This window comes from Brevibacterium permense, from assembly GCF_025506275.1.
Taxonomy (GTDB): Bacteria; Actinomycetota; Actinomycetes; order Actinomycetales; family Brevibacteriaceae; genus Brevibacterium; species Brevibacterium permense_A.
In genome coordinates, this window is sequence record NZ_QYCP01000089.1 from 89,105 (window position 1) to 113,261 (window position 24,157).

The 24,157-nt window shown below is 65.9% G+C and carries 21 protein-coding genes; 7 read left to right on the top strand and 14 right to left on the bottom strand.

All coding sequences use genetic code 11. The features are described 5' to 3' along the window. The first annotated feature begins 4 nt into the window (after positions 1-4). A complete protein-coding gene (locus tag D3I60_RS11230; protein ID WP_262776360.1) occupies positions 5-1,375 on the top strand; it encodes an isochorismate synthase in 1,371 nt (456 codons plus the stop codon). A 74-nt stretch (positions 1,376-1,449) separates the two neighbouring features. Here D3I60_RS11230 and menD read toward each other — a convergent pair whose 3' ends face one another. Further along, positions 1,450-3,216: a 2-succinyl-5-enolpyruvyl-6-hydroxy-3-cyclohexene-1-carboxylic-acid synthase gene (gene menD / locus D3I60_RS11235; RefSeq protein WP_262776362.1), complete on the bottom strand. Its 1,767-nt coding sequence runs from the start codon at positions 3,214-3,216 to the stop codon at positions 1,450-1,452. A gap of 59 nt (positions 3,217-3,275) precedes the next feature. Between menD and D3I60_RS11240 the strand changes: the two genes are divergently transcribed. Then, positions 3,276-4,892, top strand: coding sequence for an alpha/beta hydrolase (locus tag D3I60_RS11240; RefSeq protein WP_262776364.1), 1,617 nt, complete (start codon positions 3,276-3,278; stop codon positions 4,890-4,892). Positions 4,893-4,907: 15 nt separating this feature from the next. Beyond that, complete coding sequence (locus D3I60_RS11245) at positions 4,908-5,618, top strand: hypothetical protein (RefSeq protein WP_262776365.1); 711 nt, start codon at positions 4,908-4,910, stop codon at positions 5,616-5,618. Between the two features lie 36 nt (positions 5,619-5,654). On the opposite strand, the gene D3I60_RS11250 is transcribed toward D3I60_RS11245, so the two are convergent. Continuing rightward, positions 5,655-6,809, bottom strand: a complete 1,155-nt coding sequence (locus D3I60_RS11250) for an o-succinylbenzoate synthase (protein WP_262776367.1) — start codon at positions 6,807-6,809, stop codon at positions 5,655-5,657. 112 nt (positions 6,810-6,921) lie between these two features. Here D3I60_RS11250 and D3I60_RS11255 point away from each other — a divergent pair, with 112 nt between their 5' ends. Genes D3I60_RS11255 through D3I60_RS11265 form a run of 3 tightly spaced genes read left to right on the top strand, consistent with a single transcriptional unit; the run spans position 6,922 to position 10,071 of the window. Then, positions 6,922-7,842, top strand: coding sequence for a 1,4-dihydroxy-2-naphthoyl-CoA synthase (locus D3I60_RS11255; protein WP_262776368.1), 921 nt, complete (start codon positions 6,922-6,924; stop codon positions 7,840-7,842). Positions 7,843-7,867: 25 nt separating this feature from the next. Next, positions 7,868-9,100 (top strand): AMP-binding protein, encoded by a 1,233-nt coding sequence (locus tag D3I60_RS11260; protein WP_262776369.1) that lies wholly within the window; start codon positions 7,868-7,870, stop codon positions 9,098-9,100. A 38-nt stretch (positions 9,101-9,138) separates the two neighbouring features. Next, positions 9,139-10,071: a 1,4-dihydroxy-2-naphthoate polyprenyltransferase gene (locus tag D3I60_RS11265; RefSeq protein WP_262776370.1), complete on the top strand. Its 933-nt coding sequence runs from the start codon at positions 9,139-9,141 to the stop codon at positions 10,069-10,071. A 137-nt stretch (positions 10,072-10,208) separates the two neighbouring features. Here the strand turns inward: D3I60_RS11265 and D3I60_RS11270 are convergent, their stop codons facing one another. After that, entirely contained in the window at positions 10,209-10,499 is a 291-nt protein-coding gene (locus D3I60_RS11270; protein ID WP_262776372.1) for a DUF4229 domain-containing protein, read from the bottom strand. 84 nt (positions 10,500-10,583) lie between these two features. Here D3I60_RS11270 and D3I60_RS11275 point away from each other — a divergent pair, with 84 nt between their 5' ends. Then, positions 10,584-11,027 (top strand): PLD nuclease N-terminal domain-containing protein, encoded by a 444-nt coding sequence (locus D3I60_RS11275; protein WP_262776373.1) that lies wholly within the window; start codon positions 10,584-10,586, stop codon positions 11,025-11,027. Positions 11,028-11,627: 600 nt separating this feature from the next. Here D3I60_RS11275 and ccsB read toward each other — a convergent pair. The 11 genes from ccsB to D3I60_RS11330 all read right to left on the bottom strand — a co-directional run bounded on the left by ccsB (position 11,628) and on the right by D3I60_RS11330 (position 24,148). Next, positions 11,628-12,632 carry a c-type cytochrome biogenesis protein CcsB gene (gene ccsB, locus D3I60_RS11280; protein WP_262776374.1) on the bottom strand — a complete coding sequence of 335 codons (1,005 nt, stop codon included), beginning with the start codon at positions 12,630-12,632 and terminating at the stop codon, positions 11,628-11,630. A gap of 155 nt (positions 12,633-12,787) precedes the next feature. Continuing rightward, on the bottom strand, positions 12,788-14,455 hold the full coding sequence (gene resB, locus D3I60_RS11285; RefSeq protein WP_262776376.1) for a cytochrome c biogenesis protein ResB: 1,668 nt from the start codon (positions 14,453-14,455) through the stop codon (positions 12,788-12,790). After that, positions 14,455-15,219, bottom strand: coding sequence for a cytochrome c biogenesis CcdA family protein (locus tag D3I60_RS11290; protein ID WP_262776377.1), 765 nt, complete (start codon positions 15,217-15,219; stop codon positions 14,455-14,457). The genes resB and D3I60_RS11290 overlap by 1 nt, the downstream gene beginning before the upstream one ends. Further along, positions 15,216-15,815, bottom strand: coding sequence for a TlpA family protein disulfide reductase (locus tag D3I60_RS11295; RefSeq protein WP_101556064.1), 600 nt, complete (start codon positions 15,813-15,815; stop codon positions 15,216-15,218). Before D3I60_RS11295 ends, D3I60_RS11290 begins: the two co-directional genes overlap by 4 nt. Continuing rightward, on the bottom strand, positions 15,812-16,453 hold the full coding sequence (locus D3I60_RS11300; protein ID WP_262776378.1) for a histidine phosphatase family protein: 642 nt from the start codon (positions 16,451-16,453) through the stop codon (positions 15,812-15,814). The genes D3I60_RS11295 and D3I60_RS11300 overlap by 4 nt, the downstream gene beginning before the upstream one ends. Further along, a complete protein-coding gene (gene hemL, locus D3I60_RS11305; RefSeq protein WP_262776379.1) occupies positions 16,450-17,811 on the bottom strand; it encodes a glutamate-1-semialdehyde 2,1-aminomutase in 1,362 nt (453 codons plus the stop codon). The genes D3I60_RS11300 and hemL overlap by 4 nt, the downstream gene beginning before the upstream one ends. 69 nt (positions 17,812-17,880) lie before the next feature. Further along, a complete protein-coding gene (locus D3I60_RS11310) occupies positions 17,881-18,348 on the bottom strand; it encodes a MarR family winged helix-turn-helix transcriptional regulator (RefSeq protein WP_262776380.1) in 468 nt (155 codons plus the stop codon). Beyond that, positions 18,348-19,376, bottom strand: a complete 1,029-nt coding sequence (hemB, locus tag D3I60_RS11315; protein ID WP_262776381.1) for a porphobilinogen synthase — start codon at positions 19,374-19,376, stop codon at positions 18,348-18,350. The genes D3I60_RS11310 and hemB overlap by 1 nt, the downstream gene beginning before the upstream one ends. Position 19,377: 1 nt before the next feature. Continuing rightward, entirely contained in the window at positions 19,378-20,982 is a 1,605-nt protein-coding gene (locus D3I60_RS11320; protein WP_262776382.1) for a uroporphyrinogen-III synthase, read from the bottom strand. Then, positions 20,979-23,456, bottom strand: coding sequence for a glutamyl-tRNA reductase (hemA, locus tag D3I60_RS11325; protein ID WP_262776383.1), 2,478 nt, complete (start codon positions 23,454-23,456; stop codon positions 20,979-20,981). The genes D3I60_RS11320 and hemA overlap by 4 nt, the downstream gene beginning before the upstream one ends. Further along, positions 23,453-24,148, bottom strand: a complete 696-nt coding sequence (locus D3I60_RS11330) for a redox-sensing transcriptional repressor Rex (RefSeq protein ID WP_262776384.1) — start codon at positions 24,146-24,148, stop codon at positions 23,453-23,455. Before D3I60_RS11330 ends, hemA begins: the two co-directional genes overlap by 4 nt. Between the last annotated feature and the right edge of the window lie 9 nt (positions 24,149-24,157).

Here is a 24,157-nt window from a genome sequence, read left to right on the forward strand (position 1 = left end):
CGACATGACTACGACTTTCGGCACTTCCGACATCCTCTCCGCCCCTCCGCGCCTGCATGTGCGGTCCCGTTTCGTCGACGATGTCGATCCCGGGCCCGGCTTCCCCTTCGAATCGGGACTGCCCACGACCGTGGAGCAGACGCTCGAACTGCTGCCCACCGACGGCTTCTCCTGCTGGGTCCGTGACACCTCCGGCCTCATCGGCTTCGGCCGCACTCTGCGCATTCGGGCTTGCGGCCCCGAGAGGTTCACCGAACTCTCGGATGCGTGGAAGGCCATCACCGAGGCGGCTGCGATCGAGGATGAGGTCGATCTGCTCGGTTCCGGACTCATGTGCTTTGCCACGGTCGCCTATTCGGGGGAATCAGCGCTCGATTCGATCATCCATGTCCCCGAATTCGTTCTCGGCCGCCGCGGCGGCCGCGTGTGGCTGACCTCGATCTCGGTGGCAGAGGAGCCTCCTCTGCCGCCGATCCTCCATGCCGAGCCGCTGCAGCGTGTGCAATCGGCCCGGGCCGAGGCCGGGGAGCTCGATCCCGACAAGTGGTCCAGGCTCGTCGAGCAGGTCGCTGCCATGCTCACTCCGATCGATAACTCGGCGGAGGTGGACGCGTTCTCGGATGATCCGACTCTGCGCAAGATCGTCCTCGCCCGCGATGAAGTCGTCACCACCGAAGAGGACATCGACGTGCGTGCGGTGCTGGGGGCACTCAACCGCAGCTACCCGAGCTGCTGGACCTTCGACATCGCCGGTCTCATCGGGTCGACCCCGGAGCTGCTCATCGGGGTCGAGAACAACAGAGTGACCTCACGAGTGCTGGCCGGAACCTACCGGGTGGAGAAGAACCCGATGGAGGAGATGTCGGCGGCTCGGAAGCTGCTGAGCGCGCACAAGGACAGCACCGAACATGCATTCGCCATCGCCTCCCTGCAGCGCAGTCTGGGTTCGGTCGCCGAGGATGTCACCGTCGATGAGCGCCCTCACCTGCTGCCATTGGCCAATGTCATCCATTCGGCTTCCGATGCGCAGGCGAACCTCTCCCCCGATTCCGGGCTCACCGCCCTCGACGTCGCCGCAGCGGTCCACCCCACTGCCGCCGTGGGCGGCTACCCGCAGGCGAGCGCCGTGGCGCACGTCGATGAGCTCGAACCCCTCGACCGCGGCCGCTACTCCGGTCCCGTGGGATGGATGGACGGGCGCGGCAACGGCCAGTTCGGCATCGCGCTGCGCTGCGGCCAGCTCGAGGACCGCAACCGCATCCGACTGTATGCCGGTGCCGGGATCATGCCGGATTCGGATCCTGCCACCGAGGTGGCCGAGACGAACGCGAAGCTGGCCCCGATGCGTCGGGCGCTCGGTCTCGACCGAGACTGACTTTTCGCGCTCACCGCGCCTACCCTGTTGTCGGAAGACCGGTGTCGCCGGAAGACCGGTGAGAATTCCGTCGCCTAGTGCGGTGCCGTCACCTCGATGATGCGACGGGCACCGGCGTCTCGCAGACCCTCGATACGGCCGAGAGTCGTTTCGAATTCTTCCGCACCGGTCACCTCAACATGATCCCAGCCGTACCCTGCAGCGAGGTCGGCGAAACCGCGACCGTGGGGGACAGTGAAATATCGTTCCAGGAAACCTTCGAGGTGGGGCTGGGAATGCTCGAGCCCGGAGAAGATCGCTCCCCCGTCGTCGTTGAGCACGACGATCGTCACGTCACCGGCGTCCTCGGCGCTCGGGGTGAGCAGTCCGCCGATGTCGTGGAGCATGGCGATATCACCGATGAGCAGGACGACCGGCTCCCCCATGCCCACGGACAGTCCTGTCGCCGTCGAGATCAGTCCGTCGATTCCGGCGAGACCGCGTGAGGCGTGGATGCGGGCGCGGATGTCGGTGGCGTCGCTGAGATAACGCACCGAGTTCGAGCTGGCGACGAAGAGTGTGATGTCCTGGGCGGCCAGGTGCTCGGTGATCGTCCGTGCCGTCGACTGGAAGTCCTTCGCCGAGGCGGCACCCGATTTCTCTCCCGTGCTCGGTTCCGGGGATCGTTCCGCAGACCGCTCTGTTCGTGCGGCTGTGACAAGGGACGTCCCGGCGTCGATCCAGGCGCGCACCCAGGTCTGCTCCGAGGCGGCGGCGCCCTGCGTCTCGCCCGCAGCCGTCTCGTCGTCTGCGACGGTCCTCTCGTCGCGGACGGTCAGGTCGAATGCATCGACGGCATCGGGAATGCGCTGCACGGTCACGGTTTCGTCAGCGAGCAGTGCGGCGACGGGTCTGGTCAGGGTCGGTTTTCCGTGGAGGATGACGGTGCGGATCGACTCGCGCAGATCGGGGTGTTCGCTGAGCACTCGGGCATGGGCGGGCACGAGGGTTGACGCTTCGGCGGCTCCTGTGGCCGACGAGTTCGAATGATCGGCAGAGGCGCGGGCCAGCGGACTCGAGGGTTCGGCAAGCACCGGAAGATGATGATCAGCGGCGAGCGCGCGCAGGGACTCGGCCGAATGCCCGCCTGCGTCTCCGGCAACGATGACGGTTCCCTCGGTCACGGTGACACTGAGGTTCGAATGAGACTCCGACGCGGTTGTGGCCGAACGCTGCCCGGCCATGCTCCCGACCAGCTCGCCGATCTCGTCCTTCCACGTGTCCAGTTCCTCCGGGGTGGGAACCAAGGGGGTGTCGAACTGCACATTGAATTGGACGGGGCCGGCCGCCTCGGTGGCGGTGTCCAAGCGTGATCCCAATGCTGCGGCCACGGCGTCTGACATCGCTCGGTGGACCGCCTCCGCGGTGTCGCCGGAGGGGATGTCAAAACGGGCACGGACATCGCTGAGCACCTGCGACTGGTCGTCGATGGTCTGGTTGGCTCCGGTGCCGCGCAGCCGAGCGGGACGATCCGCGGTGAGTGCCAGCAGCGGCAGGTGCCCGTACGAGGCCTCGAGGACGGCGGGATGGAGATTGGCCACGGCCGAGCCGGACGTCGTCACGACCGCCACAGCGGACTCACTGCCGCGCGCACGCAGACCGCGGGCCAGGCCGAGGGCGAGGAAGGCGGCATCACGCTCATCGACGCGTACATGAGCGCGGATGAGCCCCGCCTCGGCGAGCGGAGCCAGAGCATAGACCAAGGGGGCGGACCGTGAACCGGGGGCGAAGACGACATCACTGACCCCGGAATGGACCAGGCTTCGGGCAATCTGCTGCGCCACCGCGCTCGAATTCGACATCACCTGATATTCAACCACCTGACCATCTGTGGTTCACCTCCGCCCTCTAACCTCGAGAAATGCGCCGCTCGTTGATCATTGCGATGGGAGCACGAGCCATCCGCACTCTGACCGCGGCCCGCTCCCATCGCGGACGCTATCCCGCTCGCGACCAGACCACTTCCTTCCTCGGCCCCGAACCCCGTGGCAAGGATGCCCGGACCTGGCATATCCGGGACAAACGGAAACTCTCGCGAAGGCTGCGCGAATTCTTCCTCTACTCCCCCGCGCTCGGTCGCACCGTCGGCGTGCGTGTGCTGCTGCCGGGGATTCCAGCCGAGGTCAGCCCCGTCATCCACCTCTTCCACGGAGGCGGCGATGATTTCCGCTCATGGACGGATTTCGGTTCCGCCGAGGAGCTCACCCTCGACTCCCCGTACCTCGTCGTCATGCCCGACGGCGGGGCAGGAACCTATTCGCGTCTGGCTGTCGGCAGCGAGGTCCACGACTGGCCGCGCTTCCACACCGAGGAGATCCCGGCGTTCCTCAAGGCAAATTTCTCCGTCGACTGGGCGCCTGCCAGCCAGCTGGTGGCGGGGCTGTCGATGGGTGGGTACGGGGCGATGAAGTACGCAGCCTGGCATCCCGACAGGTACGGCTCGGCCGCCGCGTTCTCCTCTCCTCTGGATCCCCTGTCGACCGTGCCCGCCTTCGACATCATCGCGATGCGCGAAGGCGCGCGATCACTGAGCCTGTTCGGCGATCCCGCTCTCGACCGCAGCGAATGGCTGGCGAATTCCCCGTACGCTCTGGCCGAGAACCTCCGCGGCCTCGACCTGTGGTTCAGCGCCGGTTCCGGCAGCCTCGAAGGGGCGAAGGATCGCGACCTGCTGGAGTCGATGATCAGCTCGCAGGGCGAGCGCTTCTCCGCCCGTCTCAACTCCCTCGGCATCCGCCATTCCTGGTTTCCGCGCACCAGCGGCCTGCACAACTGGACGAGCTGGGAACGGGAACTCGGAGCCTGGCTGAAGACCCTCGCCAAGCGGCGCAACTATGCGAGTTCGGATCGCCGTCGGACCGATCGCGTGGCCGATGGCGGACAGTTCACCTTCCTCACCGGCCATGCCCTCTTCGACATCCATGGGTGGCGGGTGGAGATCTCCCGTCGTCGCGCGCAGGTGGTGCGCTTCGACGCAGTCAGCGCCTCCGGTTTCTCTCTGACCGGGACCGGCAGCTTCCGTGTGCGCACTCCCGGTCTCTTCGATCCCGGCCGCCGCTACGACATCAGCGTGTCCGGTCCCAGCGGGGACAATGCCTATCAGCAGAAGGCCGACAAGAAGGGGCGGCTGACATTCACCGGTCGCCTGGCCGCGGCCATGCACGATCCGATCATCCCCGGAAAGCGCACCGCTCACTTCGCCACGCTGGGACAGGACGAGGTGACCACGGTGAGGATCGCCTCGGCACCGGTCGACGCGGCAGCAGACCGCAGGCACAGCTCGGCTGAGGTCGACAGGGCGGCGGCCGATGGCCGACACACAGCTGCGGCCGAGGTCAGCGGTAAGGCGGCCGTCGATGGCGAACGATCCACAGCCGATGTTCCAGATCCGTCACAGACAGAATCCGCGGACGATCCCACTGGCGTTTATATTGAGAGCGGTCGCGAATCGACGGCCGCTGATTCTTCAGAACGCTGACTCGAGAGGTCAACCATGAAACGCATACTCCCAGCCATCGCTCTTTTCGCCGGACTCTCCCTCGTCGGCTGCACGGGTGGAGGAGACAAGCCGGACCAGGCTGACAGCGGCGGGGACTCCTCGCAGGCGTCAGCCGAAGAGACCCCGCAGGCAAGCAAACTCGATGAGGCGAAGCTCAAGGAGATCCTTGAGTCGACCAAGGCCGAGGGTCAGTCGTTCAAGGCCGTCGACGGTGCCGGCAATTCCTCCAGCGAGGCAGTCAAGGCCCTGGAGAGTTCTGAGTTCGAACCGGCCAAGTGCAAAGACATCACCATGAACCTCCTCAACGCCAACCTCGCTTCCAAAGGCACTACGGTCGCCGGAACCTCCACCGACAACATCCTCTCCGCGGCACTGTCGAGCTATGACGATCTGGACGGCGCACAGACCCAGATCGAGGGCGCCTCGAAGATCGCAGAAGAATGCAGCGATGTGAAGATCAAGACCGCCGGCGTCGAGATGTCGATGAAGTACAAGACCTTCGACGCCAAGGTCGACGGGGCAGACGAGACCAATGGAATCGTCGCCTCCGTCGAGGCCGGCGGACAGACAGCCATGAACCTGCGCATGGTCTACGCCCTCGTCGGCAACAACGTCGTGGCCGTTTCCAATATCGCCGATGTCGAAGAGGCCACCGTGACGAAGACCGCCGGTGCCTTCGTCGACGCGGTGAAGAACGCAGGCTGAGCCGGTTCAGTCTCGATCGGTTCAATCAGAATCGGCTCAACCGCGCAGGGCGCTCCAGCAGCTCTGGAGCCGGTCAGCCCACCACGCGAATCGTCCCGGATCCACCGCCAACTGCTCCAGGCGGTCAGGGTCCGGGACGATTCGCGTGACCGGGATGGCGCCGTCGACCGGAGTCAGGGCCTCATCCTCCGCGACGACATCGGCGGTGAAGAGGCGCCCGGTGCCCAGACCGCAGGCCACCCGATCACCGAGGATGTTCAGGCTGCGATCGGTGCGCGGCAGTCTGGCGGCGAGTTCGGCGCCGGCGGCCAGACCGACGGATGACTCGAGAGCCGAGGACACGACAGCAGGCAGGCCCGAAGCGCCGATGACCTCGAGGGCGGCGCCGATCCCGCCCAGCGGCTGGACCTTGACGATGATGACCTCGGCCGCTCCGAGTTCGGCCACGCGCAGCGGGTCCTCGGCTTTGCGGATGGATTCGTCGGCGGCGATGACGATCGGCAGTCCTCGCCGGGCGAGCTCATCGCGCAGTTCGGCCAGCTGCTCGACCTCGGGCACGGGCTGTTCGAAGTATTGGATATCGAACTCGGCAAATGCCTCACAAGCTTGAAGGGCTTCGCTGAGCGTGTAACCGGCATTCGCGTCCAGGCGCAGCGTCGTCTCGGAGTAGAGCCTGCGGAATTCCCGCAGGCGTGTCAGATCCTCCTCGAGGGAGGCGAATCCGTGCTCGGCGACCTTCGCCTTGACGGTGCCGACCCGGTCATAGCGAGACAGGATCGGTGCGACCTGATCAGGTGGACAGGCGGGCAGGGTGCCGTTGACGTATACGATCTCACCCTCCGCCTCAGCCTCCGCCGGAAAGGAACCGCGCACGGGAACGGTGGAGGGTGCCGCCTCGGCGAGGGCAGTCTTCTGCGGGATCAGCCCCGAGAATTCGAGGGAGGCGCGCAGCCACCGGCTGGCCTCCTCGGTGCCGTATTCGACGAAAGGGGAGAACTCCGCCCACCCGGAAGGACCGGTGAACAGCGCCACTTCCCGCTCCGTGATCCCCCGGAACCGGGTGACCATCGGCAGCCGCACCACATGCAGGTCCTCGATGACCTCATCGAAGCGTTGGGGCAGATCAAGAGGTGCCGCAGCCGGAGCCTCTGAGTCCAGTGCGCCAGTGTGCGAACGTGCGAAATCGGCCATGAGCCCAGACTAGCCTCCGCCGACCCTGCCACCCCTGTCTGCCGTTCGGAACCTCACCGTCCGCCGCCCGGCCCCGGACCTCACCACAACGACCAAGCGCTAGGCTGGGGTCATGACGGTTTCTGAAATCTTCGACCCTTCTGCCTGGCGCGAAGTCTCCGGCTTCGACTTCACCGATATCACCTACCATCGGGCCATCGACCCCGCCAGCGGCAACGACATCGGCTGTGTGCGCATCGCTTTCGACCGCCCCGAAGTCCGCAACGCCTTCCGTCCTCACACCGTCGACGAGCTCTACCGCGCCCTCGACCATGCCCGCCAGACCTCCGACGTCGGCGCAGTGCTGCTCACCGGCAACGGCCCGAGCGAGAAGGACGGCGGCTGGGCATTCTGCTCCGGCGGCGATCAGCGCATCCGAGGCCGCTCCGGCTACCAGTACGCCTCCGGTGAGACCCGTGAAAGCGTCGATCCGGCTCGTGCCGGCCGCCTCCACATCCTCGAGGTCCAGCGCCTCATCCGCACCATGCCGAAGGTCGTCATCGCCGTCGTCCCCGGCTGGGCAGCCGGCGGAGGCCACAGCCTCCACGTCGTCTGCGATATGACGATCGCCTCACGCGAACACGCGAAGTTCAAGCAGACCGATGCCGACGTCGGCTCCTACGACGCCGGCTACGGTTCCGCCTACCTGGCGAAGATGGTCGGGCAGAAGAAGGCCCGTGAGATCTTCTTCCTGGGCCGCACCTACACCGCGCAGGAGATGGCCGATATGGGAGCCGTCAATGAAGTCGTCGACCACGCCGATCTCGAGACCGCGGCCCTCCAGATGGCGCGGGAGATCCTGGGCAAGTCACCGAACGCGCAGCGCATGCTCAAGTTCGCCTTCAACCTCGTCGACGACGGGCTCGTCGGCCAGCAGGTCTTCGCCGGAGAAGCCACCCGACTTGGCTATATGACCGACGAAGCGGTCGAGGGCCGCGACGCCTTCCTCGAAAAGCGCGATCCCGACTGGTCGCCGTTCCCCTGGTACTACTGAGCGGCCGGTTCCCACAACTGTGTCCATGCGCGAACTCAGCCCTCACGAGCTGCCCGAGGCGATTGATCGGGCACTGACCCGGACCTCGATCCTCATCCTCCCCTCGGATCGGGACGGTGCCGTCACCGAGGCGTCCCCCGGCAAGTGGGCAGGACCTAGTCCCGCTCCGGCCCTCATCCTCTTCACCTCCGGGTCGACAGGGAAGGCGAAAGCGGTGGCGTTGTCAGCAGACGCACTGACAACCTCGGCCCGGGCGACCGAACGGTTCCTCTCCGGGCCGGGTGACTGGCATCTGTGCCTGCCGGTCAACCACATCGCCGGGTTCCAAGTCGAACTGCGCGCCCGGCTGGCGGGCCGCGCCCCGGTCAGGGCGGCCTCGGCGAGGTTCACCGCCCAGTCCTTCGCCGCCGAGATCACGACTCTGCTGGAGCGGGCGGGCGACCGACCGACGTACACCTCGCTCGTGCCCACCCAGCTCCACCGCATCCTCGAGGACGACTCGGCGACCGCTGCAGCCGCACGGATCACGCACATCCTCCTCGGCGGGGCGGCGATCTCTCCGTCCCTGCTCGAGCGCGCCGAGGCCGCGGGCCTGGCGATCGTACGGACCTACGGGATGAGCGAGACGGCGGGCGGCTGCGTCTATGACGGGGTTCCGTTCGACGGAGTCGACATCACCATCACCGAGGCGGGGACGATCGATCTGAGCGGCCCCGTCGTCGCCGACGGCTACGTCGAGATCGGCATCGATGGAACCATCAGACCGGTCGAGTCCCCTGCCCTCACCGTCGACGAGGCGGGACGGCGGATCATACACACCAGCGATCTGGGCCGGATCGATTCCGGCGTGCTCAGCGTGCTCGGTCGAGCCGATGACATCATCGTCTCCGGGGGCACGAACGTCTCCCCGCACGCCCTGGAGACCGGCCTGCTGCCGAGCTGGCAGAAGGCGGGAATCGAAGAGATGCTCGTGACCTGGGTGCCCGACGAGGAATGGGGCAGACGGATCGTCGCGCTCGTCCGCCTCGCCGACGGCGGAGGTGGTTTCGGAGCCGAGGATCCGCAAGAATCAGCACAGAGGCTCAACGCCCTCGATCACGGGATGACGGGGCAGCTGCTGCCGCAGCTCGTCTTCCAGGTCGCCGAGATTCCGAACCGGTCGATCGGCAAGCCCGATCGCCAGGCGGCGGCCCGCATCGCCGCCGATCTCATCGCGAGTGATGCGAATACCCATACCGGTGAACTACCGGTAACATAAGACGGCTCCACAATTCGACAGGAAGGTGAGCGAGGACTATGGCTGATGCCGCCCAGTGGATTTCTGGAGCTCGACTGCGAACTCTGCCCCTGGCTCTCGCACCCGTCCTCATCGGAACCGGCGCCGCGATCGGATCGCTCGGCGGATTCACCGCCTTCATCCTCGACGACATCTCGGGCGAGGACGACCACGTCAGCTTCGGACAGATCCTGCTGCGCGGATTCCTCGCTCTCCTCGTCTCCCTGTGCCTGCAGATCGGCTCGAACTACGCCAACGACTACTCCGACGGCGTCCGCGGCACCGATGACGAACGCGTCGGACCGGTCCGGCTCACCGCGACCGGCCTGGCCGAACCTCACGAAGTCAAACGGGCCGCCTTCATCTTCTTCGGCTTGGCCGGAGTCGCGGGCATCGTGCTCATTCTCATCTCACAGGCGTGGTGGTTCCTCGTCGTCGGAGCCGCAGCCGTCGCCGCCGCCTGGTTCTACACCGGGGGCAAACGACCCTATGGCTATATGGGCCTCGGCGAGGTCTTCGTGTTCGTGTTCTTCGGGCTCGTGGCGACTTTGGGCACGATGTGGATGCAGGTCGGTCATCTCAGCCTCAGCGGCTGGGCCGGTGCCGTGGCAATCGGGTCTCTGGCCTCGGCTGTGCTCATGGTCAACAACCTCCGCGATATCCCGACAGACATCGAGGCAGACAAGATCACCCTGGCCGTGAGGATGGGCGACAATGCCGCACGCATCGCCTATGCGGTGCTCGTGCTGCTGCCATTCGCGCTGCTGGCGCTGGCGATCCTCGACGGACATCCCGCCGTGGCCTTGGCGATCCTCGCCCTCGTCCCAGCACTCAATCCGCTCAAGACGGTGCTCAGCGGCACAACGGGCCCTGGCCTGATTCCGCCGATCAAATCCACTGGACTGACCGGTTTGGCCTTCTCCGCACTGATGGGTCTCGGTCTGGCGCTCTGAAGCATTTCAGTGCTGAAACCTGGCGTTCCAAGGATCAGCCGCCTGTCGTTCCAAGGCTCAGCGCGCTGAAAGGCCCCAGCTCATTCGGATCTGAACCGGCTCAGCCGAGCCGCAGCTCATTCGGCCGAGCCACAAGTTCATTTGAACTGGTCGCCGTCTTCTCCAAGGCGTTCCTCGACGATCTCATCTTCTGCCGCTTCATCGGCGCCGACGCGCTTGGGCTTGGAGGCTCGCTTGGCGACCTTTGCTTCGATCTCGGTCGCTGCTTGGGCGCGCATCTTGCCGAGCAAGAGGTAGCTCAGCAGCGCGCCGATGATGATGGCGGCGATCGCCATGACGAGGTTGAAGCCGAGGAACGGGAACAGAACGAGGCCGGCGGCGATGATGAGGCCGAAGCGAGCGAGTGTGTAGAGCCAGAAGGTGCGCATTGAACTCATTTTAGCCTCCGATCGTGACAGTCTTGTCACCGCCTGCTGGAGGCCGCGCTCAGGTTGGTGGACTATCCTTGTTGCATGGCTCGACTACTCATTGCCGCGATCGTCCTGGCGGCAGCGGTGACACTGTACGGACTCTTCGATTGCCTGCTACGCGATCGGGGTCTGATTCGAGTCCTGCCCAAACCTGTATGGGCACTCATCATCCTCTTCATTCCCGTCCTCGGGTTCATCCTCTGGTATCTGTTCGGACGCGGTTCGGAAGACAAGCCCACCCGCGGCACCCGCCCTCGCGGTCAGGTCGCCCCGGATGATGATCCGGACTATCTGCGACAGGTCGATCGCGAACTCAAGCTCGGCAAGCATGCGCCTCCGCCTCAGGACAACGACGAGAAGGAATCTCCGGGCGCTGATTCTGCCAAGCAGGATGATGACAGCGATCCCGCGGATTCCTCCGCTGATACGACAGCCGACTCCGACGACCGGGGCACCAAAGGCGACGGCCGCGGCCGCTCGAATTGAGCCCATCCTCGGCGCGCTCTCGCCTCTGGCGAGCTAGACCATCCTCGCGTGCTGACGTTTCTGGTGTGTGAGCCCATCCTCGCGTGAAGACCCATCTGGTATGCGAGACCATCCTCGCGTGAAGACGTCTCCGCGGTAAGAGATCCTCGCGGGCAACTGCTGCTGTGAAGCAGACAGTCTTCGCGGACAAGCAGCTTTCCCGCTCTCGACCCTTGCCGCAGCCGCGCCGCACTGCCGCTGCTCGACGACGGCATCGATACCGCAGGTGCGTTGCCATGCTGCGATTCGGCGAATAGTCATTGCTTTCTCTGAATTACACACCGAGGAACGTGGTGATTTCAGAGCAGACTGAGCCGAAACAGTCGCCCGCCGCCTGATCACGGCATCGAACCAGCACGCAAACGGTACGGTCTGAGATGGAGAGCCCAGTTTCAAACATGGGCTGTTCGCCTCAGACTGGGCCGTCAGCAGTAATGGTTCCCGGTACAGGCGGTGGCGCCCGGTGCAGGCGGTGGTTCCCCGGTGCAGGCGGTGGCTCCCGGTGCAGGCGGTGGCGCCCGGTGCTGGAAGTCAGAGCGGCCTTGAGAGCGACCCAGCGCCTCAGTCGAGCCCGGAGTACGAGTGCAGACCGTTGAAGTACATGTTCACGACGGTGAAGTTGAAGATCACCGAGGCGATGCCGATGAGGTTGAGCACGGCCACCTTCGTCGGGCCCCAACCGCGAGTCGCACGAGCGTGCAGGTACGCGGCGTAGATGACCCAGACGACGAACGTCCAGATCTCCTTCGAGTCCCAGCCCCAGTAACGGCTCCAGGCCACTTCGGCCCAGATGGCGCCGGCGATGAGTGTGAACGTCCAGGTGATGAAGCCGACTGCCGCGATCCGGTAGGAGATCCGCTCGAGGTCGGTGCTCGAGGGCAGACGGTGCAGGAACCGCAGCCACTTCGGATCCTTGGTCTCGTGCACGCTCTTCAGGATCTGGAAGACTGCCAGGATCGCAGAGATGTAGAGGAGGGAGGTCGAGAGGATCGCGATCGGCACGTGGATGGCGATCCAGTACGAATCCAGCGCCGGGATGAGCTTCGCGGCAGGCGTGTAGAAGACGGTGATCGCCAGTCCCAGGCACAGCAGCACTCCCCCGGAGACGAACGTTCCCAGATAGCGCACGTCCTTCTTCGTCAGCACGACGAGGAAGACGATGACGGTGATCGCGGTGGCGGTGAGGACGTACTCCATCATGTTGCCCCACGGCACACGGGCGACAGACAGGGCACGGGTGAGCACGCCGCCGACGTGCAGCAGCATGGCGAGCACGAGCAGCGAGGTGCCGATGCGGGCTCCGCGGTGCTTGTTCTTCCGGGACGACTTCACCGTCGCGGAGTCGTCGTCACCGGGTCGGTTGAGGACGGCAGTCGTCGCCGTCTTCCGGTTCGTCCGCCGCACCGTGCTGGTCTTGGCCGAAGTGGCGACCTCGGCTTCGGATGTCTTGAGCTCACGCGCGCCGAAGAGATCGAAGGCGTAGAAAATCATAGCGACGGCGTAGACGATCATCGCCGAGATGATCAGCTGGTTCGACCACATTGCGAGGTCAGTGTTGACGTCCATTCATCCTCCGCACCGCTGAAGTGCTCTTCTGTCGCAGGTTGCTGCTGCCAGACTCTCTGTCTGACCACATGTCGGTGCGCGCACTGCCGACTCCGTGACGAAGCCACCGGCGACGCGCACTCCGCGGCTATTCTACTCCGCGTAGTACTTCGGGTTCATCTTTCGTCGTCGTCACCGTGCTCATCCTCATCGGGTTCCGGATCGCGCAGGTCCTTGACCAGATCATCGACGGCACGTTCGACCAGCGGATCCTCACCGCGGGCCAGGGCGGCCACCTCGGCGTCGCCGTTCTTGATTCGCACCCAAACGCGTCGACGGGGGATGAACAGGGACAGGCCGAGCCCAGCCAGGACGAGGATCGCGCTGATGAGCATGAGCGCCTGTGTCGGGTCCTGGGAGATGTCGACGGCGATGTACTTCTTGACTCCGTCGAAGGTCACCGAACCGCCGTTCGGCAGCTTCTGCGTCTCCCCCTCGGCGAGCTGGATGACGAGCGGGTTGCCCGACTCATCGGTCATCTCCGTCATGTTCTCGGCGTCGAGGGAGTACACGGACTGCGGGATGCCGGAATCGAGGCCGAGGTCGCCGGTGTACCCGCTCATCACGAGGTAGGGGTTGCGCAGCTCGGCGAAGCTCGAGATCAGCTCACCGTTCTCATTCTGTGCGGCCGTCGGCAGGAACACCCCGACGAAGCCCATCTGCGTGCCGGCCGAGTCCGGGACTTTGATGACGCCCTCGGAGGTGTATCCGGGGTCCCCGCCGTCCGGGATGAACACCTGCGGACCGGACTGGACGATATCGCCCTTCGCATCACGCACGGTCACCTCGGGCGCGTAGCCGTTGCCGGTGAGATAGACGCCGACGCCGCCCACGCGCACCGGTTCGTTGACCTTGAGGACGTGCGATTCGGTCGTCCCATCCGCCGTCGTCGTCACCTTCGCATCGAAGGTGCGCGGCTGACCGAACTGGTTGCCCGCCGCCTGATCGTCGAAGGTGGAGGTGAAGGAATCGAGCTTGAGCCGGAAGTCCGGCAGATTGTCGGCATCGTAGTAGGAGCCGGGTTCGAAGGAATCGTAGGAGACCAGCGAATTCGAGAACGTCTCCCCCTCGACGAGGATGCGCTGACCTTCGTAGCCGAACAGCGATCCGATCGCCATCGTCAGGGTTGCCATGAGCAGCGCGATGTGGAAGACGAGGTTGCCGGTCTCGCGGAGATAGCCGCGTTCGGCGGCGATGTGATCGGACTGCCGGTTGATGCGGTACCCGGACTTCTTCAGCCGGGCCTCCGCTGCGTCGAGGAACGCCTCATCCGCATCCTCACGGGTCTCTGCGTCTGCCTGCGCCGAGGTGAAGGCGGCGTATCCGGGCATCCGGGACAGCCGCCTCGGTGCCTTGGGCGGGGACGAGCGCATCGCTTTCCAGTGCTGCTTCGTCCGCGGGATGATGCAGCCGATGAGGGAGATCATCAGCAGCAAGTAGATCGCTGAGAACCAGACCGAGGAGTAGACGTCGAACATCTGGATCGTGTCGAGGAACTGCCCCCAGGCACCGTTGTTCTCCAGGAAGGTGTTCACCCGGCCCGGGTCCTGGATCCGCTGCGGCAGCAGAGATCCGGGGATCGCGGCGAGGGCGAGGATGAGCAGGAGGATCAGTGCCACACGCATCGTCGTCAGCTGGGTCCAGGCCCAGCGGCACATGCCGATGAATCCGAGCTGCGGCTGCGTCACGGTCGACTTCGCGGCAGTCTTGTCTCCCTGCTTCGCCGTCGTCTTCGCACTCGATTTCGGCTGCGTCTTCTCCGAGCCTTCGGTTGAGCCCGCCACTAGATCACCACTTCGAATCCATTGATGAGACCTTGCAGAGAGGTCATCCACATGTTCCATACGCCGCTGGCCATGAGCACACCGAGGATGATGAGCATGATGCCCCCGGCCCGCACGATCGCGGTCTGATGCTTGCGCACCCAAACGAGTCGTCCTGCGCCCTTGTGTATCGCCAGCGCCAGGAGGATGAACGGGATGCCCAGGCCGAGACAGTAGACGAAGGCCAACAGCGCTCCGCGCCAGATCATCCCGTCACCGCCGAAGCTCACCGACATGCTCAGCACCGCCGACAGGGTCGGTCCCACACAGGGTGCCCACCCGAGGGCGAAGGTCGCTCCGAGCACCGGTGCGCCCCAGAGTCCGGCCTTCGGTCTGGCACGGATGCGACGTTCGTTCTGCAGCAGACCGAATCCGCCCATGAACACGAAACCAGCGAGGATGACGATGACGCCGAGGACGCGGAGGATGACCGGCTGCCATTGGGAGAACAGCGCTCCCAGCGCGGAGAAGCTGGTCCCCAGCAGCACGAAGACGACGGTGAAGCCGAGGACGAACAGGCTGATGCCGACGACCACTCGCCACGTCTGCTTGTCCCTCAGCGAGGATCCGGACAGCCCGGTGACGTACCCGACATATCCGGGAACCAGGGGCAGCACACACGGTGAGGCGAACGAGACGAGTCCGGCCAGGGCGGCTGCGCCGGCGGCCAGCAGCAGCGGGCCGGAGAGAACGGTCTGGGCGAAGTCCGCCCCGAGCCCACTCACTCGGCCAGCACGTCCTCGATGAGTCCCTTGAGAGTCGAGGCATCGATCTCACCGACGACTCTGGCCGCGGCCCGGCCCTTCGCGTCGAGGACCACCGTCGAAGGGGTGGCCTGCGGGGGCAGGACTCCGGAGAGCAGAGACACCATCTCACCGTTCGAATCGAGCATGTTCGGGTACGGCACCTGGTAGTTCTGGATGAACGCGTTGGCCGCAGCCTCTTGGTCGCGGACGTTGACGCCGATGAACTGGGCCTTGTCCCCGAATTCCTCGGACACGGACTTCAGGTCCGGGGCTTCCTTCCGGCACGGCGGGCACGCCGCGTACCAGAGGTTGACGACGACCGGGGTGGGACGCAGATCGGCCAGAGACATGGACTTCCCGTCGAGGGTCTCGAAGCTCAGATCGAGGGGTTCGCCGCGGTCCTCGGCCGCAACCTGCGAGACGACTCCCGAACCGGAGACGTACCCCTGGTCGGATCCGGCCTGATCGGCCAGCTCATCGTTCTCGCTGCAGGCGCTGAGCGCCAGGGCCGTTCCGGCGGCGAGCGCCGAGGTGAAGAGGGCCCGGCGGTTGAGGGAATGGCGTCCGAAGCTCATGCTCCCGCCACCGCAGTGCCCGGCTGCAGATCCGCACAGATGCTCTCATAACTCACGGACACCAGTGTGGAGGAATCGAATGTGAAACTGGTGATAGAAGCCAGGTCACATTCGCGTCTGCGCGGGTCGTGGACGAGCGATCGTCCCTCCCCCGACAGGCGGGTCATCCAGATCGGCAGCTGGTGGGAGACGATGACTCCTTCGGCATCCGGACCGTGGAGGTCGAGCTTGGCTCTCAGGCTGGCCATCGCGGCCCGCATGCGCAGCACGATCTGCTTGTACGGCTCTCCCCAGGACGGGGTGAGCGGGTTGTAGAGGCGCACCAGGTTCTTCGGCTCGGCCAGCCGACGCACACCCAGCTTCTGTCCCTCGAAGGAATTCGCCGCCTCGATGACCCGGTCGTCATCGAACACCGTCAGGTCGAGGGACTTCGACAGCGGACGAATCGTCTGCTGTGCCCGCAGCAGCGGGGAGGCGACGAGTTCGACCGGACGAGTGGGCGCGGCGTGGAAGTGCTCGGCCACGCGCACGGCCATCTCGTGTCCCCGTTCGGTGAGACCGAAATGCGGCAGACGCCCGTAGAGGATGCCGTCGGGGTTGTCGACTTCGCCATGGCGGACGAGGTGGATGGTGGTCATGACTGCGCCTTCCCGGCCTCCGGAACAGCGGCCGCGGCCTTGGCCGCCGCCGGCAGGGCGCTGACGATCCGGTCGAGGATCTCATCGGTGTGGGCGTAGGACAGGAACCAGGCTTCGAACGCGCTCGGGGGCATATGGATGCCCTGATCGAGCATGGCGTTGAAGAAAGCGGTGTAGCGGTCGACGTTCTGAGCCCGTGCCTGGTCGTAGTTCGTCACGTCGGTGTCGGTGAAGAACACTGAGAACATCGAGTTCGCCGACTGGATGACGTGGGCGACGCCTTCGGCCTCCAGGCTGGAAGCGACGGCCGGGCGCAGAATGTCCGCGGCACGACCGATGTGCGAGTACACGTCGAGTTCGGTCGTCAGCTTGAGCGTGGCCAGACCGGCAGCGGTGGCCACCGGATTGCCCGAGAGCGTTCCGGCCTGGTAGACGGGGCCGGATGGGGCGAGGTGGGCCATGATCTCGGCGCGACCGCCGAAAGCCGCTGCCGGGAAGCCGCCGCCCATGACTTTGCCGAAGGTAAACAGGTCTGCCGGGCCCTCTGGGTAGCCGAGAGTCTCGGACTCATAGCCGTACCAGCCGGCAGCGGAGACGCGGAAGCCGGTCATCACTTCGTCGCTGATCATCAGCGCACCGTGGGCCTTGGTCAGCCGGCGGACGGTGTTCGTGAAACCGTCGCGGGGAGGCACGACGCCCATATTGCCGGGGCTGGCCTCGGTGATGACGCAGGCGATGTCCTCTCCGTGATCGGCGAATACGGCTTCGAGGCCGGCGGCGTCGTTGTAGTCGACGACGATCGTGTCCTGTGCCTGGGCTCCGGTGACTCCGGGTGTGTCGGGCAGAGAGAATGTGGCCAGTCCGGAGCCGGCCTGGGCCAGCAGCGAGTCGACGTGACCGTGGTAGCAGCCGGCGAACTTCACGACCTTGGACCGTCCCGTGTAACCCCGGGCCAGACGGATCGCCGACATCGTCGCCTCGGTGCCCGAGGACACGAGGCGCACCTGGTCGACGGGATCGACGCGGCGCACGATCTCCTCGGCGAGTTCGACCTCACCGGTCGACGGGGTGCCGAAGGAGAATCCCTTGACGGCGGCTTCCTGGACGGCGGCGACGACCTCGGGGCGGGAGTGGCCCATGATCATCGGACCCCAGGATCCGATGAGGTCGATGTAGTCGTTGCCGTCGGCGTCGCGCAGCCACGCACCGGTCGCCTCGGTGATGAAACGGGGGGTGCCGCCGACGGCCTTGAACGCGCGGACCGGGGAGTTCACTCCGCCGGGGATGACCGCCTCGGCGCGGGTGAAGAGGGCGGCGGACCGATCGGTGGTGTGACCGTTCGTCTCTGCTGTCGTCATGGTTCTCCTCTGATTCTTCGCGGGTCGGGTTTCGTCCTGGGATCGTTCTCAGTTACACGTGGGGACGACTCAGGAGCCGTCGATGCCTGTCATATGGTCGAAGACTTTGGTGAAGATCCGCCCCAGGGTCTCCATCTCCTCGGGGTCGAGGAGATCGACGAGGTGGCTGCGGACTCCGGCGACGTGATCGGGTGCCGCGGCCCGCAGCAGCTGCCATCCGGCCGCGGTCATCACGCAGTTGACCCCACGGCCGTCCTCGGGGATGGCGGAGCGCTCGAGCAGTCCGCGCTTCTCCATTCGGGCGACGCTGTGGGTCAGTCGTGATCGGGACATCGTCGTATCGGTGGCCAGCAGCGCCATCCGCATCGTCCGGTCCGCGTGTTCGGACAGACGCACGAGGATCTCGTATTCGGGCAGGCCGATGCCGTGCTTCTCACGCAGCTCCTTGTCCAGCTGTGTGCTGAGCAGCTGAGAGCCGTTGAGGTAACTGCGCCAGGCCTTCTGGTCGACAGCCGACAGCCAGCGAGGCTCGGTCATCACCGGCCTCCGACTGCGCTGCGGTTGGTCAGATGACCCGCGGCCTCAGATTGGAGGCGCTGGGCGACCTCGGTGGCCCAATAGGTGAGGATCGCATCGGAACCGGCACGTTTGAAGGCGATGAGGGACTCCTCGATCGCCTTCTCCCGGTCGATGGCTCCGGCGGCGGCCGCGAATTCGATCATCGCGTACTCTCCGGACACCTGGTAGGTCCATACGGGCACGATGGATTCCTGGGCCACCTCGGCGAGCACATCGAGATACGGCAGACCCGGCTTGACCATGACGATGTCGGCGCCCTCGGCCAGGTCGAGACCGAGTTCGCGCAGCGCCTCGCGACCGTTCGCGGGATCCTGCTGGTAGGTCTTGCGGTCGCCCTTGAGCTCGGAGTCGACGGCTTCGCGGAAGGGACCGTAGAACGCGGAGGCGTACTTCGCGGTGTAGCCCATGACGACGGTGTCGGTGAATCCGGCGGCGTCGAGGGCCTCACGGCAGTAGGCGACCTGGCCGTCCATCATCCCTGACAGCCCGAGCACCTCGGCCCCGGCGCGGGCCTGGGCCAGCGCCATCGAGGCGTAGCGGTCGAGGGTGGCGTCATTGTCGACCGCACCGTACTCGTCGAGGACTCCGCAGTGGCCGTGGGAGGTGAACTCGTCAAGGCACAGGTCCGCCATGATCACTGTGTCGTCGCCGAATTCGCCGGCCAGCAGCGACAGCGCCCGGTTGAGGATGCCGTCGGGGTCGTCGGCCTGTGAGCCGATCTCATCCTTGTGCTCGGGGATGCCGAAGAGCATGAGTCCGCCGACGCCGGCCGCCACCGCTTCCCGGGCGGCCACGAGCAGCGAATCCAACGTGTGCTGGACGACTCCGGGCATTCCACCCAGCGGCAGAGGTTCGTTCAGACCCTCCTTGACGAACATCGGCAGGATGAGCTCGGTCGGGTGGAGTCGCACCTCGGAGACGAGGCGACGCAGGGCCGGGGTCGACCGCAGCCGACGGGGACGGACGGTTCCGGGAACCAATGACATGTCAGGCCTTCCTTCTGCGGCGCTTCTGGCTCGGACGCTGCGGGGAGATCCCGGCTTCCACGTCATCGGCGCGCTGAGTGAGTGCGAATTCGACGAGACCGTCGATGAGAGAGGTGAGGTTGGCTTCCTCGGCGAGGACGTCGACGCGCAGTCCGTGTTCGGCTGCGGTGTTCGCCGTCGCCGGGCCGATGCAGCAGATCACCGAGGTGGGGGCGGGTTTGCCGGCGATGCCGACGAGGTTGCGCACCGTCGATGAGGAGGTGAAGAGGAAGGCGTCGAAGTCGCCGGCCTTGATCGACTCGCGGATCGGAGCCGGAGGCGGGGAGGCGCGCACGGTGCGGTAGGCGGTGACGTCGTCGGGGTCCCACCCCTTCTCCAGCAGCCCGGCCACGAGCACCTCGGTGGCGATATCGGCACGAGGCAGGAGCACCGTGTTCATCGGGTCGATGTCATCGACGAAGTCCGGCCAAGCCGCGGCCAGACCGCGAGCGGAGTGCTCCCCGTCGGGGACGAGGTCGGGGGTGATCCCCCAATCGACCAGCGCTGCCGCGGTGCGGCCGCCCACAGCGGCGACCTTCACGCCGGCCATCGAACGGGAATCGAGTCCGAAGTCTTCGAACCACATGCGCACGGCACGCACGGCGTTGACCGAAGTGAAGCCGACCCATTCGTAGGATCCGTCGACGAGGCCGCGGATCGCCTTCTCCATCTGGGTCGGGGTGCGCGGCGGCTGCACGGCGATGGTCGGCACCACGGTGCCGACGGCGCCGAGCTCGGCCAGGGCTTCGGCGGTGGAGGTGCCCTGTTCCTTCGTCCGCGGGATGAGCACCTGCCAGCCGAAGAGCGGTTTGGATTCGAACCAGCTGAGCTCTCCTCTGGATTCCACTCCCTGCCCCATGATCACCACCATACGATCCGAACCTGTCTGCGCCATGGACAGCGCCTGCTGCAAAGTCGTCTCCACGCTCGTCTGCTCGATGGTGGAGATCCCCCACCCGAGGAGGACCTTCGTATCCTCGTCCCAGCCGTCGGAGAGCAGGGCTTCGATGGCCTGTTCGTGGGCGGCTGCGCTGCCGGTGAGCACGTGGGTCGTGTTCCGGTGGCGGGAGACGTCGACATGGGTCTGCGGTCCTGCTTCGATGAAGCGCACCGACCGGACGCGGTTGGTCGTCAGAGCCGTTCCGGTGTAGGCAGCCGTCGAGGCGGAGAGTCCCACTCCGGGCACGATTTCGACCTCGACCTGTTCCTTGCGGCAGACTCCGGCTTCCGCTGTCGTCGTGGTGAAGATGATTCCGTCGTCCGAGCTCAGCCGCACCACGGTCTTGTCCGGGCGGGCGAGTTCGGCCATGCGGCGACCTCGGGTCGAGGCGGCGACTCCGAGGTCGGCGGCATCGATGAGCGTTGCGGCCTGCGGCACATAGGCGGTGACGATCTCCGAGTGCACATCGGCGTCATAGACGACGGTTTCGGCGGTGGCGAGGATCTCGGCGCCGCGCATCGTCATCAGACCCGATTCGCCGGGCCCGCTGCCGATGAAGACGACGCGCGGAGCAGCCGGCAGGAGTCGGCGCGGCTGCACCTGGCCCGTTGTCGGTTCGCTGTTCATCCCTGCTCCTGAGCCTTGACGGGGGTGAGGTGTTCGGCGCTGGCGGCCGGGTCGATGCCGAGGCGTCCCAGAAGATCCTCAGCCGCTGCGGTGCCGAGTTCGTCGGCGATACGGGCGAGTTCCTTCGCGGTTACCGACAGCTGCTGCTCGCCGGTGCTGCTCCAGTCGACATCGAGCAGGGCGGGCAGCTCGGTGCTCTGACGCGTGCGGGCGAGCTTGCCGTCATCATCGGCCATTACGGCGTCGACGATGAACTCGGTGCCCTCGATCTTCGCCAGCGCGCCGATCGGAGCCGAGCAGCCGGCTTCGGCACGGGAGAGGATCGCGCGCTCGCAGGTCACGGCGAGGTCGGTCGTCTGGTCGTGGATCCGGCGCAGAGCCGCCCGCACCTCGGCGTCGCCGTCGAGGATGTCCGCGGTGGTGGCGAAGGCGCTGTCGGCGCTGCGAGTCTCGACCGCCAAGGCGCCCTGGCCCGGGGCCGGGAGCATGACATCGAAGTTGAGCGAATCGGTGGCTTCGGCCAGCCGCCCGATGCGACGCACTCCGGCGGCGGCGAGGACGACTGCGTCGAGTCGGCCGTCGCGGACATGGGCGATGCGGGTGTCGACGTTTCCGCGCACTCCGCGGACCTCGATATCGGGACGTGCGGCACGCAGCTGAACGGCACGACGCGGCGAACCGGTGCCGATGACGGACCCGGAGGGCAGGTCATTCAAGCTCAGCCCGTCGCGGCCGATGAGGACGTCGGCCGGGTCGACGCGCGGTGGGATGGCTGCCATCTGGATTCCCGCCTCGGGGGTGGTGGGCAGGTCCTTGAGCGAGTGCACGGCCAGATCGATCTTGCCCTGGTGGAGGGCCTGTCGGACGGCGGAGACGAAGACTCCGGTGCCGCCGAAACCGGCCAGGGGCGACATATTGACATCGCCCTCGGTGACGACCTCGACGATCTCGACACGCCAGCCGGTCAGAGCCGCGATCTGGTGGGCGATCGCCGTGGACTGGGAGCGAGCCAACTGCGATCGGCGGGTGCCCAGACGCACGGTGCGGCCGGTGAAGTGTTCTGGTTCGACGATGTCGAGGGTGTGATCGGCGACCGGGCGGATGCCGTCGGCCTCGACATGATGCACGCTGGCGGCCTTCGCGACCTTCGTCTCCGGAGCGGTCTTGGCGTGGGCGACCTTGTTGACCGGCAGGTCGAAGAGCTGCATGAGCGCCTGAGCGTAGTCGACCTCGGATTCGGTCACTGCGAGTTCCTTGACCTTCACGGTCGGGGTGTGGATGAGCTTCTCCGCCACCCGGTGCAGGGATTTGCGGATTTCTGCGAACGCCTTCTCGTCGACGGAGTCGCCGAGCTTCTTCTCCAGGCGCTGGGTCTCGGAGGCGAGCACATCTTTGGCGTGGGAGCGCAGAGCGGTCACGGTCGGAGCGACCGAGCGCTCCTTGTTGCCGGTGGCGATGTTCTCCAGCTCGGCGGCGATGATGGCGCGGACTTCGTCGATGGTGCCGGCGACCTTCGCATCGCTTTCCCTGTCGGAGCCGCGCAGGAGTTCGCGGATCTCGCCGAGGCCGAAGAGGGCGACATGTTCGAACTCGCGGACGCTGGGGTCGATGTCGTGCGGCAGAGCGAGGTCGATGAAGGCCTTGTTCGCTGCGCCCTTGGGGTTCTGCGAGAGTCCGGCGACGATGTCGTCGCGGCTGACGACGACTCCGCGGGCACCGGTGCAGGAGACGATGAGGTCGGCGTCGGCGATCTCCTCGGCCATGATGCGCGGAGTGAGTTCGCGGGCACGTCCGCCCACCTCGGCGACGAGGCGTTCGGCCTTGTCGAGCGTCCGGTTGAGCACGGTGATGTGGGCGACGCCTTCCTTGTGCAGTCCGGACACGACGAGCCCCGACATGGCTCCGGCGCCGATGACGAGTGCATTCGCGGCACGCAGGGACCCGATGTGCGCGGCCGATGCTTCGATGCCTGCGCCGAACAGGGACCGGGCGACGTCTCCGAGGTCGGTCTCCGAATGGGCGCGCTTGCCCACACGCAGCGCCTGCTGCAGCGCCTGGGAGAGTTCGGAGGTCAGAGCCTTGTCCGACTGCGATTCCGTGAACGCCGTCCGGAGCTGACCGAGGATCTGGGCTTCGCCGATGGCCATGGAGTCGAGTCCGCAGGCGACCTTGAGCAGGTGCTCCATGGCCTGGTGGTCGTAGTGGGCGTAGAAGTGCCCGGCGATATCGGACCATTCTTTGTCGATCGACGACACGAGTGCGTTGCCGAGGTCGGCCAGTCCCCCGTGGAAGGCGGAGACGTCGGCAATGAGTTCGAGACGATTGCACGTCGAGAGCACGGCGAGTCCCTCGATGTTCTCTCCGGCCAGGGCGTCCCGTCGCAGAGTGCCGACCTCACCGGCGCCGAAGGCCAGCCGATCGAGCATGTCGATCGGAGCCGACTGATGTGAAATGCCGAGAACCAAGAGAGTCAATTCCTGTGCTCCTCAAAACCAGGGTTGAGCGGTGCCGTGTCCAGCGCCGAATAGTATGCGAGTACTTGCAGCTCACTGGCCAAGTCGACTTGATGGACACGCACGGTATCCGGTGCGTCGAGCACGGTGGGTGAGAAGTTGAGAATGCCGCGCACACCTGCTTCGACGGCCTTCTGGGCCGCCGCGGGTGCCGCGGCTGCGGGGACGGCCATGACCGCCAGGTCGATGTGTTCGGACCAGGCGGGAAGGTCGTCCAGGGAAGAGACGGTCAGGGCGCCGATGGAGGTGCCGATCTTCTCCTCGTCGATGTCGAAGACGGCGGTCAGGCGCAGGCCGCGCCGACGGAATCCGGCATAGTCGGCCAGCGCCGAGCCGAGACGTCCGGCGCCGATGATGGCGACGCGGCGGTCGCGGTCAAGGCCGAGGAACGTCCGCAGCGTCGCGGCCAGCTCCGGACAGGAGTAGCCGACCCCGCGGGTTCCCGATCGTCCCAGCTGGGAAAGGTCTTTGCGCAGAATCGACGGGGACACACCGCTGCGGGCGGCAAGGTCCTCCGACGACACTGTGTCCTGGCCGGTGGCGGCAATCGTCTCAACGGTCTGCAGATAGATCGGGAGTCGGGATATCACGCGCTCGGGTACGTCCTTGCGAACGACACCCTCAATCCTGTTGGCGGACAGAATCTCGCCCACGAATCCGCC

Coding starts and splice junctions, on each gene's coding strand:
- D3I60_RS11230 (WP_262776360.1), top strand. CDS start 5: ATGACTACGACTTTCGGCACTTCCGACATCCTCTCCGCCCCTCCGCGC.
- menD (WP_262776362.1), bottom strand. CDS start 3,216: ATGTCGAATTCGAGCGCGGTGGCGCAGCAGATTGCCCGAAGCCTGGTC.
- D3I60_RS11240 (WP_262776364.1), top strand. CDS start 3,276: ATGCGCCGCTCGTTGATCATTGCGATGGGAGCACGAGCCATCCGCACT.
- D3I60_RS11245 (WP_262776365.1), top strand. CDS start 4,908: ATGAAACGCATACTCCCAGCCATCGCTCTTTTCGCCGGACTCTCCCTC.
- D3I60_RS11250 (WP_262776367.1), bottom strand. CDS start 6,809: ATGGCCGATTTCGCACGTTCGCACACTGGCGCACTGGACTCAGAGGCT.
- D3I60_RS11255 (WP_262776368.1), top strand. CDS start 6,922: ATGACGGTTTCTGAAATCTTCGACCCTTCTGCCTGGCGCGAAGTCTCC.
- D3I60_RS11260 (WP_262776369.1), top strand. CDS start 7,868: ATGCGCGAACTCAGCCCTCACGAGCTGCCCGAGGCGATTGATCGGGCA.
- D3I60_RS11265 (WP_262776370.1), top strand. CDS start 9,139: ATGGCTGATGCCGCCCAGTGGATTTCTGGAGCTCGACTGCGAACTCTG.
- D3I60_RS11270 (WP_262776372.1), bottom strand. CDS start 10,499: ATGCGCACCTTCTGGCTCTACACACTCGCTCGCTTCGGCCTCATCATC.
- D3I60_RS11275 (WP_262776373.1), top strand. CDS start 10,584: ATGGCTCGACTACTCATTGCCGCGATCGTCCTGGCGGCAGCGGTGACA.
- ccsB (WP_262776374.1), bottom strand. CDS start 12,632: ATGGACGTCAACACTGACCTCGCAATGTGGTCGAACCAGCTGATCATC.
- D3I60_RS11295 (WP_101556064.1), bottom strand. CDS start 15,815: ATGAGCTTCGGACGCCATTCCCTCAACCGCCGGGCCCTCTTCACCTCG.
- D3I60_RS11300 (WP_262776378.1), bottom strand. CDS start 16,453: ATGACCACCATCCACCTCGTCCGCCATGGCGAAGTCGACAACCCCGAC.
- hemL (WP_262776379.1), bottom strand. CDS start 17,811: ATGACGACAGCAGAGACGAACGGTCACACCACCGATCGGTCCGCCGCC.
- D3I60_RS11310 (WP_262776380.1), bottom strand. CDS start 18,348: ATGACCGAGCCTCGCTGGCTGTCGGCTGTCGACCAGAAGGCCTGGCGC.
- hemB (WP_262776381.1), bottom strand. CDS start 19,376: ATGTCATTGGTTCCCGGAACCGTCCGTCCCCGTCGGCTGCGGTCGACC.
- D3I60_RS11320 (WP_262776382.1), bottom strand. CDS start 20,982: ATGAACAGCGAACCGACAACGGGCCAGGTGCAGCCGCGCCGACTCCTG.